This window comes from Duganella levis, from assembly GCF_009857605.1.
Classification (GTDB): domain Bacteria; phylum Pseudomonadota; class Gammaproteobacteria; order Burkholderiales; family Burkholderiaceae_D; genus Rugamonas; species Rugamonas levis.
Window position 1 is genome coordinate 97,828 of sequence record NZ_WWCT01000011.1, and the last position, 24,097, is coordinate 121,924.

Annotated in this window: 22 protein-coding genes; 12 read left to right on the top strand and 10 right to left on the bottom strand. The window is 63.4% G+C overall.

Annotated features, from left to right (window positions below; genetic code table 11):
• The 3 genes from glmU to GTP69_RS15015 all read left to right on the top strand — a co-directional run bounded on the left by glmU (nucleotide 1) and on the right by GTP69_RS15015 (nucleotide 4,506).
• Nucleotides 1-1,365: a bifunctional UDP-N-acetylglucosamine diphosphorylase/glucosamine-1-phosphate N-acetyltransferase GlmU gene (glmU, locus tag GTP69_RS15005; RefSeq protein WP_161055622.1), complete on the top strand. Its 1,365-nt coding sequence runs from the start codon at nucleotides 1-3 to the stop codon at nucleotides 1,363-1,365.
• A gap of 408 nt (nucleotides 1,366-1,773) precedes the next feature.
• Nucleotides 1,774-2,271, top strand: coding sequence for a sigma-70 family RNA polymerase sigma factor (locus tag GTP69_RS15010; protein WP_371867954.1), 498 nt, complete (start codon nucleotides 1,774-1,776; stop codon nucleotides 2,269-2,271).
• Nucleotides 2,272-2,337: 66 nt separating this feature from the next.
• Nucleotides 2,338-4,506 carry a TonB-dependent siderophore receptor gene (locus tag GTP69_RS15015; RefSeq protein WP_161055624.1) on the top strand — a complete coding sequence of 723 codons (2,169 nt, stop codon included), beginning with the start codon at nucleotides 2,338-2,340 and terminating at the stop codon, nucleotides 4,504-4,506.
• A 135-nt stretch (nucleotides 4,507-4,641) separates the two neighbouring features.
• On the opposite strand, the gene GTP69_RS15020 is transcribed toward GTP69_RS15015, so the two are convergent.
• Nucleotides 4,642-5,097 (bottom strand): Lrp/AsnC family transcriptional regulator, encoded by a 456-nt coding sequence (locus GTP69_RS15020; protein ID WP_161055625.1) that lies wholly within the window; start codon nucleotides 5,095-5,097, stop codon nucleotides 4,642-4,644.
• A 129-nt stretch (nucleotides 5,098-5,226) separates the two neighbouring features.
• Between GTP69_RS15020 and glmS the strand changes: the two genes are divergently transcribed.
• The 7 genes from glmS to katG all read left to right on the top strand — a co-directional run bounded on the left by glmS (nucleotide 5,227) and on the right by katG (nucleotide 14,833).
• A complete protein-coding gene (gene glmS / locus GTP69_RS15025) occupies nucleotides 5,227-7,056 on the top strand; it encodes a glutamine--fructose-6-phosphate transaminase (isomerizing) (RefSeq protein WP_161055626.1) in 1,830 nt (609 codons plus the stop codon).
• Between the two features lie 89 nt (nucleotides 7,057-7,145).
• Nucleotides 7,146-7,970 carry a glycosyltransferase family 92 protein gene (locus GTP69_RS15030; RefSeq protein ID WP_161055627.1) on the top strand — a complete coding sequence of 275 codons (825 nt, stop codon included), beginning with the start codon at nucleotides 7,146-7,148 and terminating at the stop codon, nucleotides 7,968-7,970.
• Nucleotides 7,971-7,981: 11 nt separating this feature from the next.
• A complete protein-coding gene (locus GTP69_RS15035; RefSeq protein WP_161055628.1) occupies nucleotides 7,982-8,791 on the top strand; it encodes a helix-turn-helix transcriptional regulator in 810 nt (269 codons plus the stop codon).
• Between the two features lie 92 nt (nucleotides 8,792-8,883).
• A complete protein-coding gene (locus GTP69_RS15040; RefSeq protein ID WP_161055629.1) occupies nucleotides 8,884-10,281 on the top strand; it encodes an NAD-dependent succinate-semialdehyde dehydrogenase in 1,398 nt (465 codons plus the stop codon).
• Between the two features lie 15 nt (nucleotides 10,282-10,296).
• Nucleotides 10,297-11,406 carry an alkene reductase gene (locus GTP69_RS15045; RefSeq protein WP_161055630.1) on the top strand — a complete coding sequence of 370 codons (1,110 nt, stop codon included), beginning with the start codon at nucleotides 10,297-10,299 and terminating at the stop codon, nucleotides 11,404-11,406.
• 13 nt (nucleotides 11,407-11,419) lie between these two features.
• Complete coding sequence (locus tag GTP69_RS15050; RefSeq protein ID WP_161055631.1) at nucleotides 11,420-12,508, top strand: FUSC family protein; 1,089 nt, start codon at nucleotides 11,420-11,422, stop codon at nucleotides 12,506-12,508.
• A 102-nt stretch (nucleotides 12,509-12,610) separates the two neighbouring features.
• Nucleotides 12,611-14,833 carry a catalase/peroxidase HPI gene (gene katG, locus GTP69_RS15055; protein WP_161055632.1) on the top strand — a complete coding sequence of 741 codons (2,223 nt, stop codon included), beginning with the start codon at nucleotides 12,611-12,613 and terminating at the stop codon, nucleotides 14,831-14,833.
• Here the strand turns inward: katG and GTP69_RS15060 are convergent.
• The 7 genes from GTP69_RS15060 to GTP69_RS15090 form a co-directional block, all read right to left on the bottom strand.
• The gene (locus GTP69_RS15060; protein WP_202424428.1) at nucleotides 14,773-15,999 is read right to left on the bottom strand and encodes an MFS transporter; all 1,227 of its coding nucleotides are present in this window, start codon (nucleotides 15,997-15,999) and stop codon (nucleotides 14,773-14,775) included. The two genes, katG and GTP69_RS15060, sit on opposite strands and share 61 nt — an antisense overlap.
• 23 nt (nucleotides 16,000-16,022) lie before the next feature.
• Entirely contained in the window at nucleotides 16,023-17,453 is a 1,431-nt protein-coding gene (locus GTP69_RS15065; protein WP_161055633.1) for an aldehyde dehydrogenase family protein, read from the bottom strand.
• On the bottom strand, nucleotides 17,450-18,598 hold the full coding sequence (locus GTP69_RS15070) for an alkene reductase (RefSeq protein WP_161055708.1): 1,149 nt from the start codon (nucleotides 18,596-18,598) through the stop codon (nucleotides 17,450-17,452). The genes GTP69_RS15065 and GTP69_RS15070 overlap by 4 nt, the downstream gene beginning before the upstream one ends.
• Nucleotides 18,599-18,659: 61 nt before the next feature.
• Entirely contained in the window at nucleotides 18,660-19,340 is a 681-nt protein-coding gene (locus GTP69_RS15075; protein WP_161055634.1) for a type 1 glutamine amidotransferase domain-containing protein, read from the bottom strand.
• 109 nt (nucleotides 19,341-19,449) lie between these two features.
• Complete coding sequence (locus GTP69_RS15080; protein ID WP_161055635.1) at nucleotides 19,450-20,058, bottom strand: TetR/AcrR family transcriptional regulator; 609 nt, start codon at nucleotides 20,056-20,058, stop codon at nucleotides 19,450-19,452.
• Between the two features lie 56 nt (nucleotides 20,059-20,114).
• A complete protein-coding gene (locus tag GTP69_RS15085) occupies nucleotides 20,115-20,951 on the bottom strand; it encodes a PhzF family phenazine biosynthesis protein (RefSeq protein WP_161055636.1) in 837 nt (278 codons plus the stop codon).
• Between the two features lie 17 nt (nucleotides 20,952-20,968).
• Entirely contained in the window at nucleotides 20,969-21,571 is a 603-nt protein-coding gene (locus GTP69_RS15090) for a TetR/AcrR family transcriptional regulator (protein WP_161055637.1), read from the bottom strand.
• Between the two features lie 55 nt (nucleotides 21,572-21,626).
• Here GTP69_RS15090 and GTP69_RS15095 point away from each other — a divergent pair, with 55 nt between their 5' ends.
• The gene (locus GTP69_RS15095; protein WP_161055638.1) at nucleotides 21,627-22,439 is read left to right on the top strand and encodes an inositol monophosphatase family protein; all 813 of its coding nucleotides are present in this window, start codon (nucleotides 21,627-21,629) and stop codon (nucleotides 22,437-22,439) included.
• Nucleotides 22,436-23,053, top strand: coding sequence for an NAD(P)-dependent oxidoreductase (locus GTP69_RS15100; RefSeq protein WP_161055639.1), 618 nt, complete (start codon nucleotides 22,436-22,438; stop codon nucleotides 23,051-23,053). Before GTP69_RS15095 ends, GTP69_RS15100 begins: the two co-directional genes overlap by 4 nt.
• 36 nt (nucleotides 23,054-23,089) lie before the next feature.
• Here GTP69_RS15100 and map read toward each other — a convergent pair whose 3' ends face one another.
• Nucleotides 23,090-23,857: a type I methionyl aminopeptidase gene (map, locus tag GTP69_RS15105; protein WP_161055640.1), complete on the bottom strand. Its 768-nt coding sequence runs from the start codon at nucleotides 23,855-23,857 to the stop codon at nucleotides 23,090-23,092.
• The gene (locus GTP69_RS15110; RefSeq protein ID WP_161055641.1) at nucleotides 23,854-24,066 is read right to left on the bottom strand and encodes a ParD-like family protein; all 213 of its coding nucleotides are present in this window, start codon (nucleotides 24,064-24,066) and stop codon (nucleotides 23,854-23,856) included. Before GTP69_RS15110 ends, map begins: the two co-directional genes overlap by 4 nt.
• Between the last annotated feature and the right edge of the window lie 31 nt (nucleotides 24,067-24,097).

Here is a 24,097-nt window from a genome sequence, read left to right on the forward strand (position 1 = left end):
ATGAACGTCGTTATCCTCGCCGCCGGCATGGGCAAGCGCATGCAATCCGCGCTGCCGAAAGTTTTGCATCCTTTGGCGGGCAAGCCGCTGTTGCAGCACGTGCTGGATACGGCACGCAGCCTGTCCGCCAGCCGATTATGCGTGATCTACGGGCATGGCGGCGCAGCCGTGCAGGCGCTGCTGGCCAAGCAGCCGGAGCAGATCGCCACCGCGTTGCAGGAGCAGCAACTGGGCACCGGCCACGCCGTGATCCAGGCGCTGCCGGAGCTGGACGACAAGGTCCCAACCCTGATCCTGTACGGCGACGTGCCGCTGACCACCACCGCTTCGCTGCAGGCGCTGGTGTCCGCCGCCGGTAACGACAAGCTTGGTATTCTGACGGTTGAACAAGCTGATCCTACAGGTTTGGGCAGAATCGTCCGTGTGGATGGGCACATAGTGCGCATCGTCGAGCAAAAAGACGCCAACGAGGCCGAACGTGCCATCAAAGAGATCAACAGCGGCATCATGGTCGCGCCTACTCCACTGCTGAAGAAATGGCTGGGCGCGATCAAGAACGAAAACGCCCAGGGCGAGTATTACCTGACCGACATCGTCGCGCTGGCCGTGGCGGATGGCGTGCCGGTGGTATCGGCCCAGCCGTCGGCGCAGTGGGAAGTCGCCGGCGTCAACAGCAAGGTCCAGCTGGCCGAGCTGGAACGCATCCACCAGCGCAACATCGCCAACCGCCTGTTGGAACAGGGCGTGACGCTGATGGACCCGTCGCGCATCGATGTGCGTGGCGAGCTGATCTGCGGCCGCGATGTCACCATCGACGTCGGCTGCGTGTTCGAGGGCAAGGTTGAGCTGGGCGACGGCGTGCACATCGCCGCCCACAGCGTGCTGGTCAACGCCCGCATCCTGGCCGGCGCCCAGATCAAGCCGTTCTGCCACATCGAGGAAGCGGTGGTCGGCGAAGCCTCGCTGATCGGTCCGTATGCGCGCCTGCGTCCCGGCACCGTGCTGGCCGAGGACGTGCATGTGGGTAACTTCGTCGAAATCAAAAACGGCCAGGTGGCCGCGCACAGCAAGGCCAACCACCTGGCCTACATCGGCGACGCCACCATCGGCTCGCGCGTCAACATCGGCGCCGGCGTCATCACCTGCAACTACGACGGCGCCAACAAATTCCGCACCGTCATCGAAGACGACTGCTTCATCGGCAGCGACAGCCAGCTGGTGGCCCCGGTCACCGTCGGCAAAGGCGCGACGCTCGGCGCCGGCACCACGCTGACCAAGGACGCGCCGGCCGGCAAGCTGACGGTCTCGCGTCCGCGCCAGGTGACCATCGAAAACTGGACCCGTCCGGTCAAGATCAAAAAATAAGCGGGCTGAGCCCAGTTATGCCAAGCGGCGCCTGCGGGCGCCGTTTTTTATTGTGGATAACGTTGTGAGTAAGGGCTGATTAAGCACGGGAAAACAGGTGGGCAAGTACACCATTTATTTGCAAGCGAGGTATACAAGGCTTGCATGTTGCCGTACTCACCACCACCCAGCCCGGTTTTTCAGCAAATGTGCATAACTCTGTGCGTAAGCACTGGAGCAAGTGCTGGATAAGACCCGGATAAGTACAGGATAACTTTTTCCAACGCAATATCGCTGTGCATAAAGCTGTGGAGAATAGATGGAATATCCCTCGGATAACCATGGGATAAATCAGCCGTGTTGGCCAAACCATACTAAAAATGCTACGATGAGAATAATTCTCATTCAATGTAGGCCGTTGTGCACCCGATCGCACCCCGCTCCGACGTAGGCAATTTGTACGCAGACCACCACCGCTGGCTGCTCGGCTGGCTGCGCCGCAAGGCCAACGGCGCCGATTACGCGGCCGACCTGGCGCAGGAAACCTTCGTTCGCATCCTGTGCCAGCCTGAGCACTGCTGCACCGGCATGCGCCAACCGCGCGCTTATCTGGCCACGGTGGCGCAGCGCCTGCTGATCAACTACGCCGAACGGCAGTCGCTGGAACGCGCCTATCTCGAAGTGCTGGTCCAGCTGCCGCCGTGCCAGGCGCCGTCGCCGGAAGAACGGCTGCTGATCCTCGAATCCCTGCACGAAATCGACCGCATGCTGGACGGCCTGCCGCCCAAGACGCGCGAAGCCTTCCTGCTGTCGCAGCTGGAAGGGCTGGGCTATAGCGACATCGGCCAGCGCCTCGGCGTCACCGTGCGCACCGTCAAGCGCTACATGGCGGCGGCATTCATGCAATGCCTGATGGCGGCCGCATAAAGCGTGTCCCCTTTTTTGTGATCGCCGGTCTTACTAGTACCAATCACAACAAAATGGGAATGTAAGATGAATCACAAGTTGCACATCACCGCACTGGCACTGGCGCTGAGCGCCGCCTACCCTGCGCTGGCCGCCGAAGAAGATCCGATCACCAAAGTCGAGGTCAAAGGCCAGAACAGCAGCGATGATTCCTACTCGGCCGGCTCGGCCCACACTTCCACCCGCATGGAAATGTCGATCCGCGACACGCCGCAATCGGTCAGCGTGATCAGCCGCGCGCTGATGGACGATTTCGGCATCAATCGCCTGGACGAAGCGCTGGGCCTGACCACCGGCGTCATGATCGGCCAGCAGGATAGCGAACGCACCAGCTTCTACGCGCGCGGCTTCAGCATCACCAACATCCAGGTGGACGGCATGCCGATGGGCTCGAATTCGCCGCTGTCGGACACCATCCTGTACGACCGCATCGAAGTGGTGCGCGGCGCCACCGGCCTGATGGGCGGCACCGGCGACCCGTCGGCCGCCGTCAACATGGTGCGCAAGCGCCCCGGCCGCACGCTGCAAGGCAGCGCCAGCGTCATCCTGCGCCGCTGGGACGATCAACGCGCCGAGGTCGACCTGAGCTCGCCACTGAGCGCGGACGGCAAGGTGCGCGGCCGCGTCGCCATCGCCCATGAAGACCGCGATTCCTACATCGACCTGTATCACGAGCGCAAAACCGTCGGCATGGCGATCGTCGAAGCCGATCTGACGCCGGGCACGCTGCTGACCGCCGGCATCGACTTCCAGCGCAACACGCCGACCGGCGCCACCTGGGGTGCCGTGCCCTACTGGAACGCCGATGGCACGCTGGCCAATATGCCGCGCAACTTCACGCTGACTACGCCGTGGAGCACCTGGGCCAACAAGCAGCAAACCGCCTTCGCCTCGCTCGACCAGCGCTTCGGCGCCGGCTGGAAACTGCACCTGGGCTACGCTCGCACCGACAGCCGCAACAACACCACCGTGGCCTACGGCGGCTCCGGCCATCCCAACACCGTCACCGGCGGCGGCATGAGCTTGTGGAGCGGCGTCTGGGGCGAAGGCAAGGCCATCAACGACAACTACGACCTGTACGCCACCGGCCCGTTCACGCTGTTGGGCCGCCAGCACACGCTGATCACCGGCTGGAACGGCGGCAAGCAGGTCAGCAGCAGCCAGGGCGGCACGGCCAACGTCCTGTATCCAGCCGCGATTCCCGACTACCGCAGCTGGACCGGCAACATCCCCAAGCCGACCTTCACGCCGGACGGCTCACATACCGAGACCGAAACCAAACTGGGCGGCGCCTACATCGCCGGCCGCTTCAGCCTGACCGAGCCGCTGACTTTGATCGCCGGCGCGCGCCTGAGCAACTACCGCACCGAGGACTCGGCCTTCGACACCAGCGGCAAATTCACCGGCTGCAGCAACCTGCAGGAAACCAGGAACGAAACCACGCCGTATGCCGGCCTGGTCTACGACCTGAATCACCAGCTGTCGCTGTACGCCAGCTACACGTCGCTGTTCAACCCGCAAACGCGCAAGGACAAGAACAACCACCTGCTGGCGCCGGAAACCGGTACCAACAGCGAAATCGGCATCAAGGGAGAATTCTTCGACAAGCGCCTGAACGCCTCGGCCGCCGTGTTCCGTACGCTGAAGAAAAACCTGGCGCTGCTGGACCGCAGCGTGCCGAGCGGCTTCCTGCTGCCGGACGGCAGCATGGCCTACGTGGCCGATGGCGACGGTCTGACCGCGCGCGGCATCGAGTTCGACCTGTCCGGCCAGCTCTCGGCCAACTGGAACCTGAGCGGCGGCTACACCTACCTGGACGTAGCGACGGCCGATGGCCTGCGCGGCGAGCCTACCCAGCCGCGTCACCTGCTGCGCCTGTCCAGCGCCTACAAACTGGACAGCGTGCTGCCCGGCCTGAAAGTGGGCGGCAGCGTGCAGGCGCAAAGTGCGATCTGGAGCGAATCCTGGTACGGCCGTCCACAAGCGCCGGCCGGGGCACCGCTGGCGCGCCTGACTCAGGGCGGCTATGCGCTGTTGAGCGTGATGGCGGGCTACGAAATCAACCGCAACCTGCACGCCCAGCTGAACATCAGCAACCTGACCGACAAAAAGTATTACCGCAACATCGGCTTTTACGACGGCGTATTCTGGGGAGAACCGCGCAACATCAGCCTTTCGCTGACGGCGAAGTTCTGAAAACACCTGTGGATAAGCTTGTGACTAAATCTGTGAACAGCCCATGGATAAGCGAGTGCATAAGCTGAGGAAAAGCCCTGTATAAGCCTTTGGATAGGCTGTATTTATCCTTGGGATAAGCCTGTATAACTTTGTTCACAGGGCAACGCGGGTCTCGAACTTGCTGCGGAAAGTGGAGAAATACGCCTTCACATTCCGCACATTGGCGTGGCTGGCGAACAGGCGGTGTGCCAGCGCGTGATACGCCGGCATATCCGCCACCTGCACCACCAGCACAAAATCCGGCCCCGGCGCCACGCGGTAGCATTGCAGCACGGCCGCCTCGGCGGCGACCAGCGCTTCAAACTCCGCCATGCGCTGGGCAGCCTGGATATCTAATGAGATTTCCACAAGCGCGGTCAGGCTGGGGCCGACTTTTTCCGGCGCCACAATCGCCACCTGGCGCTGGATCACACCCGCTTCGCGCAATTGCTTGACCCGCCGCAAGCAGGTAGGCGGCGAGACGTGCACGGCCGCCGCTAATTCAGCGTTGGTTTGAGAAGCATCAACTTGCAGCGCATTCAGAATGCGACGATCTATTTCATCTATCATGATTTATTGAAAGAATATTTCACTCAATGTGGACGATGAAATTTTATGCCAAATATGGCGGTAATTAGAAAGCTTATTTCATCGCCGCTGTTCTACGATGGTTTCCTGACTTAATTGAAGAGGTTCCCCATGTGCGGCATCGTCGGCGCGGTAGCGCAACGTAATATCACTCCCATCCTGCTGGAAGGCCTGAAGCGCCTGGAATACCGTGGTTACGATTCCTGCGGCGTCGCCCTGCACGTGGATGGCCAGTTGCAACGCTCGCGCAGCACCTCGCGCGTGACCGACCTCGAACAGCAAATCGAAGAAGCACACCTGAAAGGCTTCACCGGCATCGCCCACACCCGCTGGGCCACGCACGGCGCGCCGGCTTCGCACAATGCCCACCCGCACTTTTCGCCGTCGGCCGACCTGGCGCGCATCGCCCTGGTCCACAACGGCATTATTGAAAACCACGACGAACTGCGCGCCGAACTGACCGCGCTCGGCTACGTCTTCCAGAGCCAGACCGACACCGAAGTCATCGCCCACCTGGTTGACGACATGTACAACGGCGACCTGTTCGACACCGTGCAGCAAGCCGTCAAACGCCTGACCGGCGCCTATGCGATCGCCGTGTTCCACCGCGAAGAACCGCACCGCGTGGTGGCCGCGCGCCAGGGTTCGCCGCTAATCGTCGGCGTCGGCCAGGGCGAAAACTTCGTCGCCTCGGACGCCATGGCGCTGGCCGGCACCACCGACCAGATCATCTACCTGGAAGAAGGCGACGTGGTCGACCTGCAACTGGGCCGCGTGTGGATCGTCGACAGCAACGGCAAGCCGGCGCAGCGCGACGTTAAAACCGTGCAGGCGCACACCGGCGCGGCCGAGCTGGGCCCGTACCGTCACTACATGCAGAAAGAAATCTTCGAGCAGCCGCGCGTCATCGGCGACACGCTGGAAGGCGTCACCGGCATCATGCCCGAGCTGTTCGGCGACGGCGCCTACAACGTCTTCAAGCAGATCGACCGCGTGCTGATCCTGGCCTGCGGCACCAGCTACTACTCGGGCCTGACCGCCAAATACTGGATCGAATCGGTGGCCAGGATCCCGGTCAACGTCGAAATCGCCTCGGAATACCGCTACCGCGACAGCGTGCCGCACCCGAACTCGCTGGTGGTCACCATCTCGCAAAGCGGCGAAACCGCCGACACCCTGGCCGCGCTCAAGCACGCGCGCAGCCTGGGCATGGAACACACGCTGACCATCTGCAACGTCGCCACCAGCGCCATGGTGCGCGAATGCAAACTGGCCTACATCACCCGCGCCGGCGTTGAAGTGGGCGTGGCCTCGACCAAAGCCTTCACCACCCAGCTGGCCGGCCTGTTCCTGCTGACGCTGGCGCTGGCGCAAATCAACGGCCGCCTGACCGACGCCGAAGAAGCCGAGCACCTGAAATCGATGCGTCACCTGCCAGTGGCGATCGCCTCGGTGCTGGCGCTGGAACCGCAGATCATCGCCTGGGCCGAAGATTTCGCGCGCAAGGAAAACGCCCTGTTCCTCGGCCGCGGCATGCACTACCCGATCGCCCTGGAAGGCGCGCTCAAGCTGAAAGAGATTTCCTACATCCACGCCGAAGCCTATCCAGCGGGCGAACTGAAGCATGGCCCGCTGGCGCTGGTGACGGAAGAAATGCCGGTGGTGACGGTGGCGCCGAACGATGCGCTGATCGAAAAACTGAAGTCCAACATGCAGGAAGTGCGCGCGCGCGGCGGCCAGCTGTACGTCTTCGCCGACGTCGACTCGCGCATCACCTCGGGCGAAGGCGTCCACGTGATCCGCCTGCCGGAACACTACGGCCTGCTGTCGCCGATCCTGCACGTGGTGTCGCTGCAATTGCTGGCTTACCACACAGCAGTGGCACGCGGCACCGATGTCGACAAGCCGCGCAACCTGGCCAAGTCGGTGACGGTGGAGTAAGTGACAGGCGATGTTGCCTTGATACCTGGAACAGGCGATTCCCACTATAATTGCCCAACTACACCGTAACGTTGACAAGGGAATCGCAAATGATATTGGGCTTGGTAAGCATCCAGCGGAATCGCGGTCCCTGGTTGCTGGAATGGTTTGCGTTCCACTACATGATCGGCTTTCGCAAGTTCTATTTCTACGCCCATCTGTGCGACGACAACACCGAGGAGATCATTCTCAAGCTCCAGAAGCGGCTCGACATCACCGCCGTCGCGGTCAACGACCAGGCCGATCGGGTGCAGCTGATGGCGTTCCAGCACACATGCGACAACTACATGAACGACGTCGACTGGATGGCCTTCATTGATGGCGACGAATTCATCTTCCCGACCCAGCACAACACCATGCAGGAAGCGCTGTGGCCCTATAACTACCAGCCGATGTCGGCCGTCGCCGCCTACAACGTCAACTTCGGCAGCGCCGGCCACCTGACGGAACCGGAAGGCCTGATCACCGAAAACTACACGCGCCGCGCCAACATCGAAGGATTCCTGGCGCACCGCCGTGTCAAAAGCATCGTCAAGGGCCGGCAGAAAATCGCGGTCAGCTTTTGCAGCAATGTGTTCAAGACGCCGCATGGCACGGTTGATGAGCAGATGCGCCCGATCAATGTGGGTTATCTGAAGGACAATCTGCCGAGTTATGAGCAGTTTCGTTTCAACCACTATGTCTGCCAGAGCCGCGAGTATTACGAAAAGTTCAAGCGTAACAGCGGTCACGCCGACGCGGTCTCGGATGCCGCGCGCGAGGAAGACTGGTGGACAAATTTCAACACCAACGAAGAACAAGACGACTCGATGCTGCGGTTCCGCGACCAGCTGCGCGCCACCATCGCCGAGCTTAGCGCGGCAATGGAAGCCTGAGTTTCGCTAGCATGAGCAGCAGACCCACATCTGAACAGCGGCATGAATTTGGCAGTTTCCTGTCCAGCCGCCGCGCGCGCTTGCAGCCGGCGGAGTTCGGTCTTCCCGAGGGGCCGCGCCGCACGCCGGGCTTGCGGCGCGAAGAGGTGGCGGTGCTGGCTGGCGTCAGCGTCAGCTGGTATACCTGGCTGGAACAGGGCCGCGACATTCAGCCTTCCGCCGACGCGCTGCGGCGCATCAGCAAAGTGCTCAAGCTGGACCGGGTGGAGTCGGCCCATTTGTATGCGCTGTGCGGCCTGGAAATGCCTGCCGCCGCTCCCGCCGCTGGCATCAGTCCCGGCCTGGAAATGCTGGTGCGCGCCATCAATCCGATTCCAGCCTACGTCCGTAATGCCCAGCTCGACATCCTGGCCTGGAATGATGCGATTGCCGAATTGTTTGTCGATTACGGCTCCTTGCAGCCGCATGAGCGCAATACGCTGCGGCTGCTGTTTCTCTACATCCCCTACCGCACGTTGATCCTCGACTGGGAGCAGATGGCGCGCGGCATGATCCACACGTTCCGCGCCTCCCGCGCGCAGGCGCAGGACAAGGCGCCGTTCGACCGCCTGATCGAAGAGCTGTCGGAGCTGAGTCCGGAGTTCCGCGCCTGGTGGCCGGATACCGAGGTCAAGGGCTTCGACGAGGGCAGCAAGCGCCTCAAGCACCCTACCAGCGGGCACATCGATTTCACCTACGTGGCGCTGACGCCGGAGGGCCGGCCGGACCTGTCGCTGGTGACTTACATCCCCCGTCACGCTGCCAGTGACCCGCAGTCATAGGATAACAACACGCCTTCTTGCCCCCGTCGGACCTGCCTACACTGACTGTCATCGCAGCAATTGTGCTGCCCTAACCGTCAGGAGTAGTCACGATGTCCAACCAACAAATCCCAGCCGTCGCCACTTCGCGCAATCCGGCCACCGGCGAACTGATCGCCACCTACGCATACCAGACCGCCAGCGAAGTCGAGCGTCTGCTGACCGCCAACGCCGCCGCCTTCCGCCTGTGGCGCGCCACGCCGATGCGCGAGCGCGTCGCCGCTTACCGCCGCCTGGCGACCACGTTGCGCGAGCGCAAGGACGTGCTGGCCGCCATCACCACCGCCGAAATGGGCAAGACCATCGGCGCCGCGCGCGGCGAGGTGGAGAAATGCGCCGCCACCATTGACTGGATCGCCGATAACGGCCCGGCCATCCTGGCCGACGAGCCGGTCGCCGTCGAGGGCGACGATCAGGTGCATGTGTCTTATCTGCCGATTGGTACCGTGCTGGCCGTGATGCCGTGGAATTTCCCGTTGTGGCAAGTAGTGCGCGCCTCCGGCCCGATCATGTTGTCCGGTAACGGCTTCCTGCTCAAGCATGCGCCGAACGTCATGGGCTCGGCCTACGCGTTGCAACAGGCGTATGACGATGCCGGCTTCCCGCCGGGCCTGTTCGCGAATCTGGTTGCCGACAACGACACGGTGGCGCGCGTGATTGAAGATCCCCGCATCGCCGGCGTCACGTTGACCGGCAGCATGCGCGCCGGTTCCGCCGTGGCCGCCACCGCCGGTAAGGCGCTCAAGCGCAGCCTGCTGGAACTGGGCGGCGCCGATGCCTTTATCGTGCTGGCCGACGCCAATATCGATCTGGCCGTCAAAGCCGGTATCGAAGCACGCTTCCAGAACGCCGGCCAGGTGTGCCTGGCGGCCAAGCGCTTCATTCTCGAAGAGCCGATTGCGGAAGAGTTCACCCGCAAATTCATCGCCGCCGCCAAGATGATTAGAGCCGGCGATCCGCTCGATCCAGCCAGCACCATCGGCCCGATGGCGCGCAACGATCTGCGCGCCGAGCTGCACCAGCAGGTCGAACGCACCATCGCAGCCGGCGCCAAGCTGGCGCTGGGTGGCAACATCGTTGACGGTCCCGGCAATTTCTACCAGCCGACCGTGCTGACCGATGTACAGCCCGGCATGGCCGCGTTTGATGAAGAGACCTTCGGCCCGGTCGCCGCCATCACCGTCGCTGCCAATGCCGAACACGCGATCGAACTGGCCAACACCAGCGACTACGGCCTCGGCGGCAGCCTGTGGACCAGCGATGTGGCACGCGCGCAGCGCATCGCCCGCCGTTTGGAAACCGGTGGCGTGTTCATCAACGGCTATCCCGCCACCAATGCCCGCATTCCGGTCGGCGGCGTGAAGAAAAGCGGTTATGGACGCGAGCTGTCGCACTTCGGCTTGCGTGAATTCACCAACGCCCAGGCCGTGTGGGCCAAGATCGTCGATTGAACAGGAGCAGACCTCATGAAAACCATCAGTCCTATTCTTCAGCCCGTCACCCTTGGCGGCCTGCGCCTGAAAAACCGTATCGTCATGGCGCCGATGACGCGCAGCCGCGCCGACGAGGCCGGCGTGCCGCCCGACTACGCGGCCGATTACTACGCGCAGCGCGCCGACGCCGGCTTGATCATCACCGAAGCCACCAACATTTCGGCGCAGGCACGCGGCTATCCGCGCACGCCGGGCATCTGGACCGATGCGCAAGTGGCCGCATGGCAGCGCGTGACCGCAGCGGTGCATCGCCGCGACGGCAAGATCTTCCTGCAACTGTGGCACACCGGTCGCATGTCGCACCCGGACATGCTGGCCGGCGCGCTGCCGGTGGCGCCGTCGGCGATCCGGCCGGAAGGCCAGATCCGCGTGCATGACGGCATGAAGGATTTCGTCACGCCGCGTGCGCTGGAAACCGCCGAGATCGCCGGTATCGTGGACGATTATCGCCACGCCGCCGTCAACGCCAAGGCGGCCGGTTTCGACGGTGTCGAGATCCATTCGGCCAATAACTATCTGCTGGAGCAATTCGTTCGCGACAGTACCAACCACCGCACCGATCAATATGGCGGCTCGCTGGAAAACCGCCTGCGCTTGCCGCTGGAGGTGGTGCGCGCCGTGGTCGAGGTCTGGGGTGCGGAGCGAGTCGGCATCCGCATCTCGCCGGTGACCACCACGCCCGGCAATACGCCGCTCGACAGCGACACCATGGCCACGTTTGGCGCCTATGTCGATGCGCTGTCCGGGCTGGGGCTGCTGTACATCCACGACATCGAAGGCGTTACGCAGCTGAGCCGCGAAGCCGATGACGGCATCAGCTTTGCGGAGTTGCGCCAGCGCTTCAGCGGCGCCTACATCGCCAACAACCAGTACACGCTGGCGCTGGCCGAGCAGACGCTGGCGGCGGGCGATGCCGACCTGTTCAGCATCGGCCGGCCGTTCATCGCCAATCCAGACCTGATCCAGCGCCTGGGTAGCGGCGCGCCACTGGCGGAAGCGCCCAAGCAATACTGGTACGGCGGCGACGCCACCGGTTATTCGGATTGGCCGGCCATGGCGGCCAGCATGGCCGCAGCCGACTGACAGCGAGGCCAGCATGCAGCCGCACCATCCGCACCGCCATCAGCCCGACACTGGCCCGCGCGCGCTGCTTGCCGAGCTGTGGCGAGATTTCGCGCCATGGCCTGCGGTGAGTCTGCGCCTGGCCGACGAAATCATCTGCCTGGCGTCGGTGTTGCTGGCGATCTTCTGGTCGCATCTGCTGGGCGTTGGCAATGTCGGCTGGGCCGCGTTCAGCGCCTACATGGTGATCCGTACCTCGTTCGCAGACAGCCTGTGGCGCGGCGGCCTGCGCGTGCTGGGCACGGCGGCTGGCGTGGCATTGGCCTGGCTGCTGGCGCCGCAACTGATGCGCGCCACCGCCCTGCTCAGCATCGCGCTGGCGCTGGGTGGCGCCATCACGTTGTATCTGGCGTTGCTGGACCGGCGCGGGTATGGCTGGCTGATCGCCGGGCTGTCGTTTGCCATGGTGCTGGTGGACGGCATGCAGCACCCGGACCAGTCGCTGGGCCAGTTTGCGCAAGCGCGTTTGCTGGAAGTCTGCGTTGGCACTGGCGCGGCGGTGCTGGTCAGCGCGCTGGCCATGCTGGCGCTACCGCGCACAACGCAACCTCCAACGCCGGAGCCTATCGCGCTGGAATGCCGTCAAGCTGCTTTCCTGCATGCGTTGCAAGGTGGCGTCGCGCTGGCGCTGATTCCGTGGGTATGGCGCGTTTTCCACCTGCAAGCGCTCAGCCAGAGCAGCATCACCATCATGGCCGTGATGATGGTGCCGATGGCGGACCTGGCCGCGCTGGCAGCGCCGGCGGCGACCCGGCTGCGCCATCGCTTGGTCGGCGCCGGCATCGGCGGTCTGCTGGCCACGGCCGTGCTGCTGCTGAGCCACGCGTCGCCGCTGATCATGACGCTGGCCGCCTGCATCGGCGTCATGGTCGGCCGCCACATCGAAAACGGCAAGTTGCCGATCACCTACGCCGGCACGCAGTTCGCGCTGGCCTTCCTGGTAGTGCTGGTGCCGGACGGCGGCCCCGATGCGGCGCTGGGCATCGAGCGCCTGGCCGGCATATTCCTCGGCATGGCGCTGCTGGAACCGGTGCGGCTGTTGTTCCAGCGATTTGCGCGCTAGCCCCCTAATTGGGTATGTCGGGTACTCATCCTAAGTGGGTATGACGAGGCTGCGGAACTGGTTAGCATGGGGGTTTCCCCTTACCACTTCCAGGAGCAAGCGATGAGCAACAACGACAGTGCGGCCAAATGCCCGTTCACCCAGGCCAACGGCGCCGGCACCACCAACCGTGACTGGTGGCCCGATCAACTTCGCTTGGATCTGTTGCATCAACACTCCGACAAATCCGATCCGATGGGAACGGCATTCGACTATGCCAAGGAATTCAACAGCCTCGACCTGGCCGCCGTCAAGCGCGACCTGGCTGCATTGATGACCGACTCGCAGGACTGGTGGCCGGCCGATTTCGGCCACTACGGCGGCCTGTTCGTGCGCATGGCGTGGCACAGCGCCGGCACCTACCGCAGTGGTGACGGCCGCGGCGGCGCGCGCCGTGGCCAGCAACGCTTCGCCCCGCTCAACAGCTGGCCCGACAACGTCAACCTGGACAAGGCACGCCGCCTGATCTGGCCGATCAAGCAGAAATACGGCCGCAAAATCTCGTGGGCCGATCTGATCATTTTGACCGGCACGGTCGCACTGGACAGCATGGGCTTCAAGACGCTGGGTTTCGGCGGCGGCCGCGTCGATACCTGGGAACCGGACCAGGACGTCTACTGGGGCCGTGAAAAGACCTGGCTGGGCGGCGACCTGCGCTACGCCCACGGCAGCCCCGGCGTGGAGAAGGAAGGCGCCGTGCTGGTGTCCGACGACAAGGCTGACGGCGATATCCACAGCCGCATTCTGGAAAACCCGCTGGCAGCAGTACAGATGGGCCTGATCTACGTGAATCCGGAAGGCCCGGATGGCAATCCCGATCCGTTAAAGGCCGCCTACGACATCCGCGACGTCTTCGGCCGCATGGGCATGGACGACGAGGAAACCGTGGCGCTGATCGCCGGCGGCCACAGCTTTGGCAAAACCCACGGCGCTGCGCCGGCCACCAACGTCGGCCCGGAGCCGGAAGCGGCCGGCATCGATGCCTCGGGCCTGGGCTGGCACAACAAGTTCGGCAGCGGACACGGCAACGACACCATCAGCAGCGGGTTGGAAGTGACCTGGACCAAGACGCCGGTTCAATTCAGCCATGATTTCTTCGAGCATCTGTTCGGTTACGAATGGGAACTCGGCAAGAGCCCGGCCGGCGCGCACCAGTGGTTCGCCAAGGATGCGGGCGACGTCATTCCGCACGCGCAAGGTACGGGAAAACAGCGGCCGAGCATGCTGACCACCGATCTGGCCTTGCGTGTCGATCCCGTCTACGAAGGCATTTCGCGTGACTTCCTGGCCAATCCGGACAAGTTCACCAAAGCCTTCGCGCGCGCCTGGTTCAAGCTGACCCACCGCGACATGGGACCGAAAACGCGCTACCTGGGTCCGGATGTGCCGGCCGAAGATTTCATCTGGCAAGACCCGGTGCCGCCGCTAGCCCATCCCGTGATCGACGCAGCGGACATCGCGGCGCTGAAGGCCAGCATCCAGGCCACCGGCCTGAGCGTGGCGGAACTGGTCACCATCGCCTGGGCGTCAGCCTCCACCTATCGCGGATCCGACCTGCGCGGCGGCGCCAACGGCGCGCGCATTCGCCTGGCGCCGCAGAAGGACTGGGCCGCCAATCAGCCGCAGCAGTTGAGCAAGGTGCTGGCCAAGCTGGAGGAAGTGCAAAGCGCCTTCAACCAGGGCGGCAAGCAAGTTTCGCTGGCGGACCTGATCGTGCTGGGCGGCGCAGTGGGCATTGAAAAGGCGGCCGGCCATACGCTGACGGTGCCGTTCACGCCTGGCCGCACGGACGCCACGCAGGAGCAAACCGACGTGGCGTCGTTTGAGTTCCTGGAGCCGTACGCCGATGGTTTCCGCAATTTCCAGAAAACCCGCTACGCCGTGCCGGCCGAAGCCTTGCTGGTGGAGCGCGCACAACTGCTGACGCTGACCGCGCCGGAAATGACGGTGCTGGTGGGCGGCCTGCGCGTACTCGGCGCCAACGCGCCATCATCTGCGGCTGGCGTGTTCACCGCCAACCCCGGCGTGCTGAGCAACGACTTCTTCGTCAACCTGCTCGACATGGGCACCGTGTGGAATGCCACTTCGGCGGCGGCGGATAGCTTTGAAGGCCGCGACCGCAAGACCGGCGCCGTCAAATGGCAGGCCACTCGCGTCGATCTGGTATTCGGCTCCAACGCCCATCTGCGGGCGCTGGCCGAAGTCTATGCCAGCACCGATGGCGATCAGAAGTTCGTCGCCGATTTCGTCGCCGCCTGGGCCAAGGTGATGGAACTGGGCCGGTAAGGCTGCAAGAACGGCGTGATGGCCAGCATGGCGGCGCCGACCCCGGCGATCAGCCACAGCGACGGTTGGAAGCTGCCGCTGGCGTCACGCAGCTGGCCCACCAGCAAGGGGCCGGCGGCGGCGATGACGTAGCTGACCAGCAACACGAAGGCGTTCCAGGCGTTGGCTTCGTCGGCATTGGCGGCGTTATCCAGCGGCAAAGTCATCGCCAGCGTGAACGAGCCGCCGGTGCCGAAGGCAATCAGCACCACCGTCAGCCACGGGAAGGCGGTGGGCGACACCAGCATCAGCAGATTGCCGGCCAGCGCGATGCCGGCGCTGATGGCCAGCGGCATGCGCCGGTCCTCGTTGTGGCTGAGGAAGCCGAACACGGGATTGGCCACCATGAACGCCAGCGTAAAGGTTGCCAGTATCAGGCTGGCGCTGGCGGCATTGCGGCCATATTCCACATACATCGGCGCCAGCCATGAGATGTAGGCGTAAAAAATGAAGTTGTTACAGGCAAAAAACAGGGCGATCAGCCAGGCGGTGCGATTGCCGATGGGCATGGCGTAACGCTTGGCGGTCGCCGTTTGCCGGGCCTTGGGCGCGCCGCTGGCGACCAGCAGCCAGGCGGCCAGCGCCACCAATCCCGATATCATCCAGACGCCGGCGCCAACGCGCCAGCCATCGAAACGCGCGGCGATCGCGCCGGTGACCAGTGCCGACATGCTGCTGCCGAGCGCCAGCGCGGTGGCGTAGATGCTCATCACCATCGCCACGCGCGCCGGATAGCTCTCCTTGATGAAACCGGCGATCAGCGTGCCGGCCACCGCAATGCCGGCGCCGATGCCGGCGGTGGCCACGAACAACAGCGCCGCCGAGCCGGCAAACGCCCGCAGCAGGCTGGCCGAAGCCAGCAGCGCCAGTGCGATCAAGATCATGCGATCCCGGCCGAAGCGGCGCGCCAGCCATGGCGCCGGCAAAGCCAGCAAACCCATCAGCAAGGTCGGAATCGTCGTCAGCAGGGAAGCCTGCGTGTGCGACAAGCCGAATTGCACGATGATTCTCGGCAGCAGCGGACCGATGGACACGATGCCGGGCCGCAATCCCAGCGCCACCAAAACGATACAGACGAGGGCGGCAAACATGGAGAGCACACGGCGCTCGCCAGTCTGGATCGTCATGGGAAAGGCGCTTGTCGTCATGATTATTTGTGAATCAGGATGGTTTTAGGATTGGTGAACAGCTGGCGTCCCTCGTTGCCGTGCTCGGTGCCCAGGCCCGACTGCTTGTGGCCGCCGAACGGGATGTCCACGCCTTGCGTATGGATTTCGTTGACCCACACCATGCCGGTCTCCAGACGATTCGCCACGGCCACGGCGGCCTTGGTATCGCGTCCCCACACCGAGCCGCCCAGGCCATACGGGCTGTTGTTGGCGCGCGCGATCACGTCCTCAACGTCGTCGTAGACGATGATCGGCACGATCGGTGCGAACTGTTCTTCCTGCACGATTTTTGCGTCCTCGGGCGGATTGTCGACCACGGTGACGGGAATGAAGTAGCCGGGACGGCTGTCATCGATCTCGCCGCCCAGCACCACCTTCTGGCCGTTTGCTTTAATGTCGTCGAGGAAGGTGCGGACCTTATCGAACTGCATCTTGTTCTGCACCGGACCGACCGTCACGGCCGGGTCGAGGCCATCGCCCATTTTTTGCAATTTGGCGTAGTCGACAAACGCGGCGACGAATTCCTGGTGGAACGAGCGGTGGATGTACAGGCGCTTGATGCCCACGCACCACTGGCCCGAGTTGCCGATAGCGCCCCAGAACAATTGCGGAATGGCGGCCTGCCAGTCGGCGTCCGGCAACACGATGGCGGCGTCGTTGCCGCCCAGTTCCAGCGTCAGGCGCTTCATGGTGCCGGCGGCCGAACGGATCACGTGCTTGCCGGTTTCGGTCGAGCCGGTAAAGCTGATCTTGGCGATGTCCGCATGCGCCGTCATCTGCGGGCCGAGTTCGTTGCCACCCGCAACCACGGACAGCACGCCCGGCGGCAGCACGGATTGCGCGATCTGGCCGAAGCGCAGCGTCGACAGCGGCGTGAACGGCGACGGTTTGATCACCATGGTGTTACCGGTAATCAGCGCCGGCGCGACTTTCCACAAGGCCAGCAGGACCGGGAAATTCCACGGCGTGATGGCGCCGATTACACCCAGCGGCGTGTGATGCAGCTCGACCACGTGGGCGTCGGTTTCCTCGACGATTTCCACCGGCAGGCGGCGCGCGGCAATCTGGCGTATCCACGAAATCGACTGGTCGACCTCGGGTTCGGACATGGTCTTCAGCGGTTTGCCCTGCTCCAGCGTCAACAGCCGCGCCAGCTCGTCGCGATGTTCTTGCAGCGCATCCGCATAGGCGTTCAGATAGGTCTGGCGCTCTTCGTAGCTCAGTTGCGACCAGCTCTTGAAGGCGGTCTTGGCGGCGGCGATAGCCTCTTCCAGCTGTTCCGCGCTGGCAGCCGGCGCCTGTGCCAGCACTGCGCCGGTGGCCGGGTTGAACACGTCAAACGATGCTGCGGACGTCGCCAGTTTGCCGGCGATGGTTTGGTAGTAAGGACCGTCAAAAATGTTTTTGTTCATGGTGAGACCTCTTCGTTGTTGGTTGCTGCAAACACGGGGTAATCGGTAAATCCTTGTGCACCGCCGCCATACAGCGACGCCGCGGCGAGTGGATTGAGCGGCCAGCCGTTGGCGATGCGCGCCGGCAGGTCGGGGTTGGCGATGAATGGCCGGCCGAAGGCGATCAGATCGGCCAGCTGGGCTTCGATCAGGCGCGCGCCGCGTTCAGCGGTATAGCGGCCGGCGTACAGAATGTGCCCGCTAAAAGTGCTGCGCACGTCGCGGCGGAAGGCTTCCGGCAGATCGGGCGCGTTGTCCCAGTCCGCTTCCGCAATCGACAGATAGCCAACGCCAGCCTGCTCCAGGATCTTGATGGCTTCAATGTAGGTGGTATGCGGATCTTCTTCGACCAGGCCGATGTAGACGCGGTCCTGATCGGTGCCGGTGAACAGTGGCGTAAAGCGCACGCCCAGCCGTTCCGGTCCCACCACGGCCGCCACGGCCTGCACGATTTCGCGCAGGAAGCGCAGCCGCTTCTGCAACGAGCCGCCATATTCATCGGTGCGCTGATTGGCGTGCGCCGAAATAAACTGGTTGACCAGGTAGCCATTGGCGGCATGGATTTCGACACCATCGAAGCCGGCATCGAGCGCGTTCTGCGCTGCCTGCGCATACAGCGCCACCAGTTGCTGGATATCGTCGCGGCTCAGTTCGCGCGGCATCGACGGCTCGACCAAGGTGCCGGCGCCGTCCGAGGTTTCGATAAACGCCTTCACTTTTTGCGCCTGGATGGCGGACGGCGCAACCGGCGCCTGGCCATCCGGCTGCAAGGCCGTGTGCGATACACGGCCCACATGCCACAGCTGCGCGAAAATGATGCCGCCTTCCGCATGCACGGCGTCGGTGACCTTGCGCCAGCCGGCGATTTGCTCCTGGCTGTAGATGCCCGGCGTCCAGGCGTAGCCTTGGCCGCGCGGTTCGATCTGCGCGCCTTCGCTGACCATGAAGCCGGCGCTGGCCCGTTGCCGGTAGTACAGCGCCATCAGATCGGTCGGTACATCGCCGGGCTGGGCGGCGCGCTGGCGCGTGAGCGGCGGCAGGACGATGCGGTTTTTCAGGATATGCCGCCCCAAGGTGGTCGGCGTCAGCAGTGCTTGGTGGTTCATCATGTACCTCAGTAGTAGGCGGACTTGCCGGCGCGGTCGATCACCGCGCCGGCACAGCGGGTCAGGCGATTTGCTTGAGCAGCAGGGCTGCGGCAGCGGACGACGAGGCCGGGTTCTGCCCGGTGATCAGCAGTCCGTCGCTGACCACGTACGAGCCCCAGTCCGGACCTTGCGAATACACGCCGCCGTTGGCTTTCAGTACGTCCTCAACCAGGAACGGCACCACATTGGTCAGGCCGACAGCTTCCTCTTCGGTGTTGGTGAAACCGGTCACTTTCTTGCCTTCGACCAGCGGACGGCCAGCCGGCGTTTTGACGTGACGCAGTACACCTGGCGCATGGCAGACCAGCGCCACCGGCTTGTTGGCGGCGAGGAAGGATTCGATCAGCTGGATGGAGTGCTTGTCTTCCGCCAGATCCCACAGCGGGCCGTGGCCGCCTGGGTAAAACACGGTGTCGAAATCGGCCTGGTTGACCGAGTCCAGACGCACGGTGGCGGCCAGTTGCGCGGTGGCGGCGGCGTCCTGCTCAAAGCGGCGCGTCAGATCGGTCTGGAACGACGGCTCATTGCTTTTCGGGTCCAGCGGCGGCTGGCCGCCCAGTGGCGAAGCCAGCACCACTTCGACGCCGGCATCCTTGAAGGTGTAGTACGGCGCAGCCAGTTCTTCCAGCCAGAAGCCGGTTTTACGGCCGGTGTTGCCCAATTGGTCGTGCGAGGTCAGAACCATCAAAACTTTTTTCATGATATTTCTCCAGAGGTAAGTAAAGGTAAATAAGTTGCTACTATTAGACCAGTCGTCTATAACTGGGGCAAAAAAAAGCATTTCGTGTGAAATGCGTGTCATCGTTCCCTTAGTGCTGGGACAGATGAAGGATTTGGTGCGTAGTGTTCATTGCGGTCGTGAATGGCGCAACGTCGCGTTCAATCTTGACCATGACGCTGGTGCCCAGCCACAACTGGTACAGGCTGTGCGCAGTGCTGTCGGCGTCGGCGGCGATGCTCAGCGAGCCTTCGGCCACGCCTGCTTCTATGGCGGCTGCCAGCCGGCGCACGATACCGCTGGTGCCGCGCTTGATCGACAGGCGCATCGCTTCCGACAAGTCGGCCACTTCGGCCGCCATTTTCACGGCCAGGCATTTGCCCTGGCAATCGAAAAACGACTGCGTCTGGCGCCAGACTTCAAAGTAGGTGATCAGGCGCTGGGCCATGTTCAGACCTGGCTGCGCCAGCGTCACATCCAGCTCCGCCAGATAGTCCTCGAAATACGTGTCGAGCAGCGCTTCGCCGAACGCGTCCTTCGAACCAAAGTAATGGTAGAACGATCCCTTGGGCACACCGGCGCCGGTCAGGATTTCATTCAACCCGACCGCCGAGAAGCCTTTTCCAGCCATCAGGCGTTGGCCCGTGGCGAGAATAGTCGCTCGTACGTCGTTGGTTTCGGAGGTGGTTGTCGTGTTCATGGACTTCACTATAAACATAATTAGACCAGTCGTCTAGTAAAATCGCAGGAATATTTTCAGCAGTTGATTTGACCGTCGATGATGGTGACGGACTGGCCGTAGATCCATGGCTCATCGTTTTCGTAGACCACCGTGACCCGGCCATCGCGGCCGAGCGCGGTGCCCTGGCGCACGCGGTAGCCCTCGCCGGGCTGCAAGCGGGCGATGCAGGCGTTGGCGCTGCCGGTTACCGGGTCTTCCAGCAACAGGCCGTTTTCCAGCAGGAAGGCGCGTACCTCGTAGTCGGCCGGGCCGCCGGCGACGTGCGGGGCGTAGAGGGCGACGCCGTTGCAGCGGGTCAGCCGCATCAATTCATCCAGTGCCGAGGCATCCGGCGCTACCGATAGACAATCGGCCACCGTTTCCAGGCGAACGATCAGCCAGCAGATGCCCATATCGGCCACCACCGGCGCATGCAGAGGCTTGACGCCCAGGGCGCGGTGCAGCAGCGGCAGCTGGGCAGCGTTCATCTCCTCAAACCGCGCTGGTGGCGCGCGGAATCCCAACGCGCCGTCATCGGCTATGCGCACCGGCACCAGTCCGACACCGCACTCCTGAATCAGTACTCCTGGAGTCTTAGGCTGCCGCCCAGCCTGCAACAGCGCATAGGCCGTGCCCAAGGTGGGATGGCCGGCAAACGGAAATTCTTCCTGCGTGGTGAAGATGCGCACCCGGTAATCGGCGGCGGGGTCGGTGGGCGGCAGCACAAAGGTGGTTTCGGACAGATTGGTCCAGCGGGCAATCGCCTGCATCTGATCGCTGCTGAGTCCGTCGGCATCCAGGATGACGGCCAGCGGATTGCCCTGAAACGGGACAGCGGAGAAAACGTCTACCTGTTTGAAACCACGGGGCATACCAGTTCCTTAAGTCGTTACAACACGCTGAGGTAGCCGCGCACGGCGCCACCAATTCGTTCCACCAGCAGTGCCGGTTCAACGTTGCCGCGGCGTCCGGCGGCATCGGTGAGCGCGCTGATCAGCTCCATCAGGTCTTCCGCCACCAGCTCCGGCGCGGCTGCATCGCGGCCGAGAAACTCAACCAGCGCCGCGCGCATCGTCATCCGGTTGCCGGACGGCGGCATTATTGCAGACAAACGATGCTGCTCAAAATCGAGCAAGGCCGCCAGCGCTGGACGACGTAATTGATGGCGCACCGCGACCTCGATCAGCTGCTGCAACGCCGCCTGCCGGTCAGCGAGCTTGAGTGCTTGCATCGCCTCATCGACCACCTGCGCCATCTCGCGCTCGATCAGCGCGACCGTCACCGCATCCTTGGTTGGAAAGTATTGATACAGCGAGCCGATGCTGACGCCGGCCTTGGCGGCGATGGCGTTGGTTGTGTATCCCTCAAGTCCGTGCCGCTCCAGAATGTGAGCTGCCCCCGTCAAGATGGCTTCAACGGTTTGCGCGGAACGGGGCTGGGACGGGGCTTTGCGCGGCTGCAAGCGGGCCGGTTTGGAATGCGAGTTGTTCATGTGAGCTAATGCTCATATCATTTTTACTCCCCGTCAAGCGAAATCGAGACCCCAAATGAACCCCTTGAATCATCCGGACTTTGACCTGCTCCAGCAGGTAGTCCAGGTAGTGCAGTCGGCTGCCCAGGCCGTGCTGGCCCGCTTCAGCGCAGACGCCCGTCCGCGCGACCGAAACGACATCGGCAACATGATCGCCGCCAACGACACCATCTCGCGCGATATCCTGCGGCCCGCGTTATCGGCTGCCTGCGCCACAGCGCGCTGGGATGACGACGAGGCCGGCGCGGGCGCCTTGCCGCCTGGCGCCTGGTGGGTCACCGACCCGGTCGAGGGCGCCATCAACCACATCCACGGCCTGCCCGACTGGGGCGTCACGGCGACGCTGGTGCGCGACAACCTGCCGGTGCTGACCGCAGTGCATCTGCCCTTGAGCGGCGATACCTATACCGCCCTGCGCGGCGGCGGCGCCTGGTTGAACAGCACACGCTTACACGTCTCCGGCAAAACCGAACTGAACGCCGCCATGGTGGGCACCGGCCAGGCGGTGCCGAATGAAGGCAGCGCGGTCTATCAGCGCATGGGCCAATCGGTGACCGCCATGCTGGAAGCAGCGCTGGTCGTGCGTGTCTCGGTTCCCGCCACCTTGCAGCTGGTGCAGGTCGCGGCGGGACGTCAGGACTTGTTCTGGCAATACAGCCAAGTGCGTTCCGGCCTGGTGGCTGGCGCCCTGCTGGTGGCCGAAGCGGGCGGCAGCGTAACCGATCTGGACGGCACACCTTGGCACTTGGGCAGCAGCGATTTTCTCGCCAGCGCACCGGCATTGATGGCCCCAGCCGTTTCCATTCTCGCTGGAAAGGACACACGATGAAACTCGCTATTTTTGGCGCCTCAGGCGCGACCGGACGGCTGCTGGTCCAACGGGCATTGGCTGCCGGACACGACGTCACCGTACTGCTGCGCACCGCCGACAGCTTGTCGCTGGATAGCGTCCGCCTGCAACGGATCGTCGGCCAGCTGGATCAGCCTGATGCGGTAGCCGCCGTGGTGCAAGGCGCCGATGCAGTGATCAGCGTCCTGGGTGTCCGCAAGGGCGGTTCGCCGACGGTTTGCACGGACGGCATCCGTAGTATTTTACAAGCCATGCAGCACTCCGGAGCCCAACGGCTGATAGCGCTCAGCGCCTACGGCGCATCAGAAACGCAAGATCACTCGTGGTTCATCCGCCTGGTGCGCAAGATCATCCGCGAAAAAATGCGCGATAAGGATGGCATGGAAAACCTGGTCCGAGCCAGCACCACCGACTGGACCCTGGTCCGCCCTCCCGCGCTGACCAACGGCGCAGCCACAGGCGCCTACCGCGCCAGCACCAGCTTGAAACCGGGCATCACCGGCAGACTGTCGAGAGCCGATCTGGCGGGCTTTATGTTGAGCGTGGCGGAACGCGGCGACTATCTCCACCAGGCCCCTGTGGTTTCCATTTGAGTTGGCACTGAAGACGCAGAAAATTCACCGAACAGCTCAGTGCAGCGCCCGCTCACCGGGCCGCAGCGTCAGCACCTGCACGCCGGTACGCGTGACTGCTACCGTGTGTTCGAACTGGGCGGAGAGTTTGCCGTCGTCGGTGACCACGGTCCAGCCGTCGTCCTCGGTGTGCACGGCGCGGCCGCCCTGGTTGAGCATCGGCTCGATGGTGAATGTCATGCCTTCGCGCAGTACCAGGCCCGTCTTCGGTTTGCCCCAGTGCAGCACCTGCGGCGCTTCGTGCATTTCGCGGCCGATGCCGTGGCCGCAGTATTCGCGCACCACGCTGTAGCCATTGCGGCTGGCATGGCGGGCGATGGCGTGGCCGATGTCGCCCAGCTGTGCACCGGGCCGCACGGTGTGTATGCCCATCCACAGCGCTTCATACGTCACCTGCACCAGCTTGCGGGCGGCCGATGACACGGCGCCGACCAGATAGGTTTTGCTGGAATCGGCGATGTAGCCGTTCTTCTCCAGCGTGATGTCGAAGTTGACGATATCGCCGTCCTGCAAGATCTCGCTGGCCGACGGCACGCCGTGGCACACCACGCTGTTGCGCGAGGCGTTCAGCGCGTAGGCGTAGCCGTACTGGCCTTTGCTGGCCGGTCGCGCCTGTAGGTCGTCGACGATGTAGCGGTCGACCAGGTCGTTCACCGCCATGGTCGACATGCCGATCAGGTTCAGCTGGTCGAGATGGCGGAACACGTCCGCCAGCAGCCGGCCCGATTCCGCCATCAGCGCGATTTCCTCCGGTCGCTTGGTCATGATGAGACCGTCCTCAATACTTGCGCATCGACCCCGGCGGCGCGCAGTTCGCGGCCGACGATGTCGTTGAACGACTGCGTCGGATTCATTTCGCACAGCATACCGATCTTGATCCAGAACGCCGCCTGCGCGTTGATCGAGCGGCACGCCACCGCGCTGGCTTTGCGCAGCTGGTCATGCAGCTCGTCGTCGATGTTCACAATACCCATAATTACCTCATATACGAAACGTATACGAAGT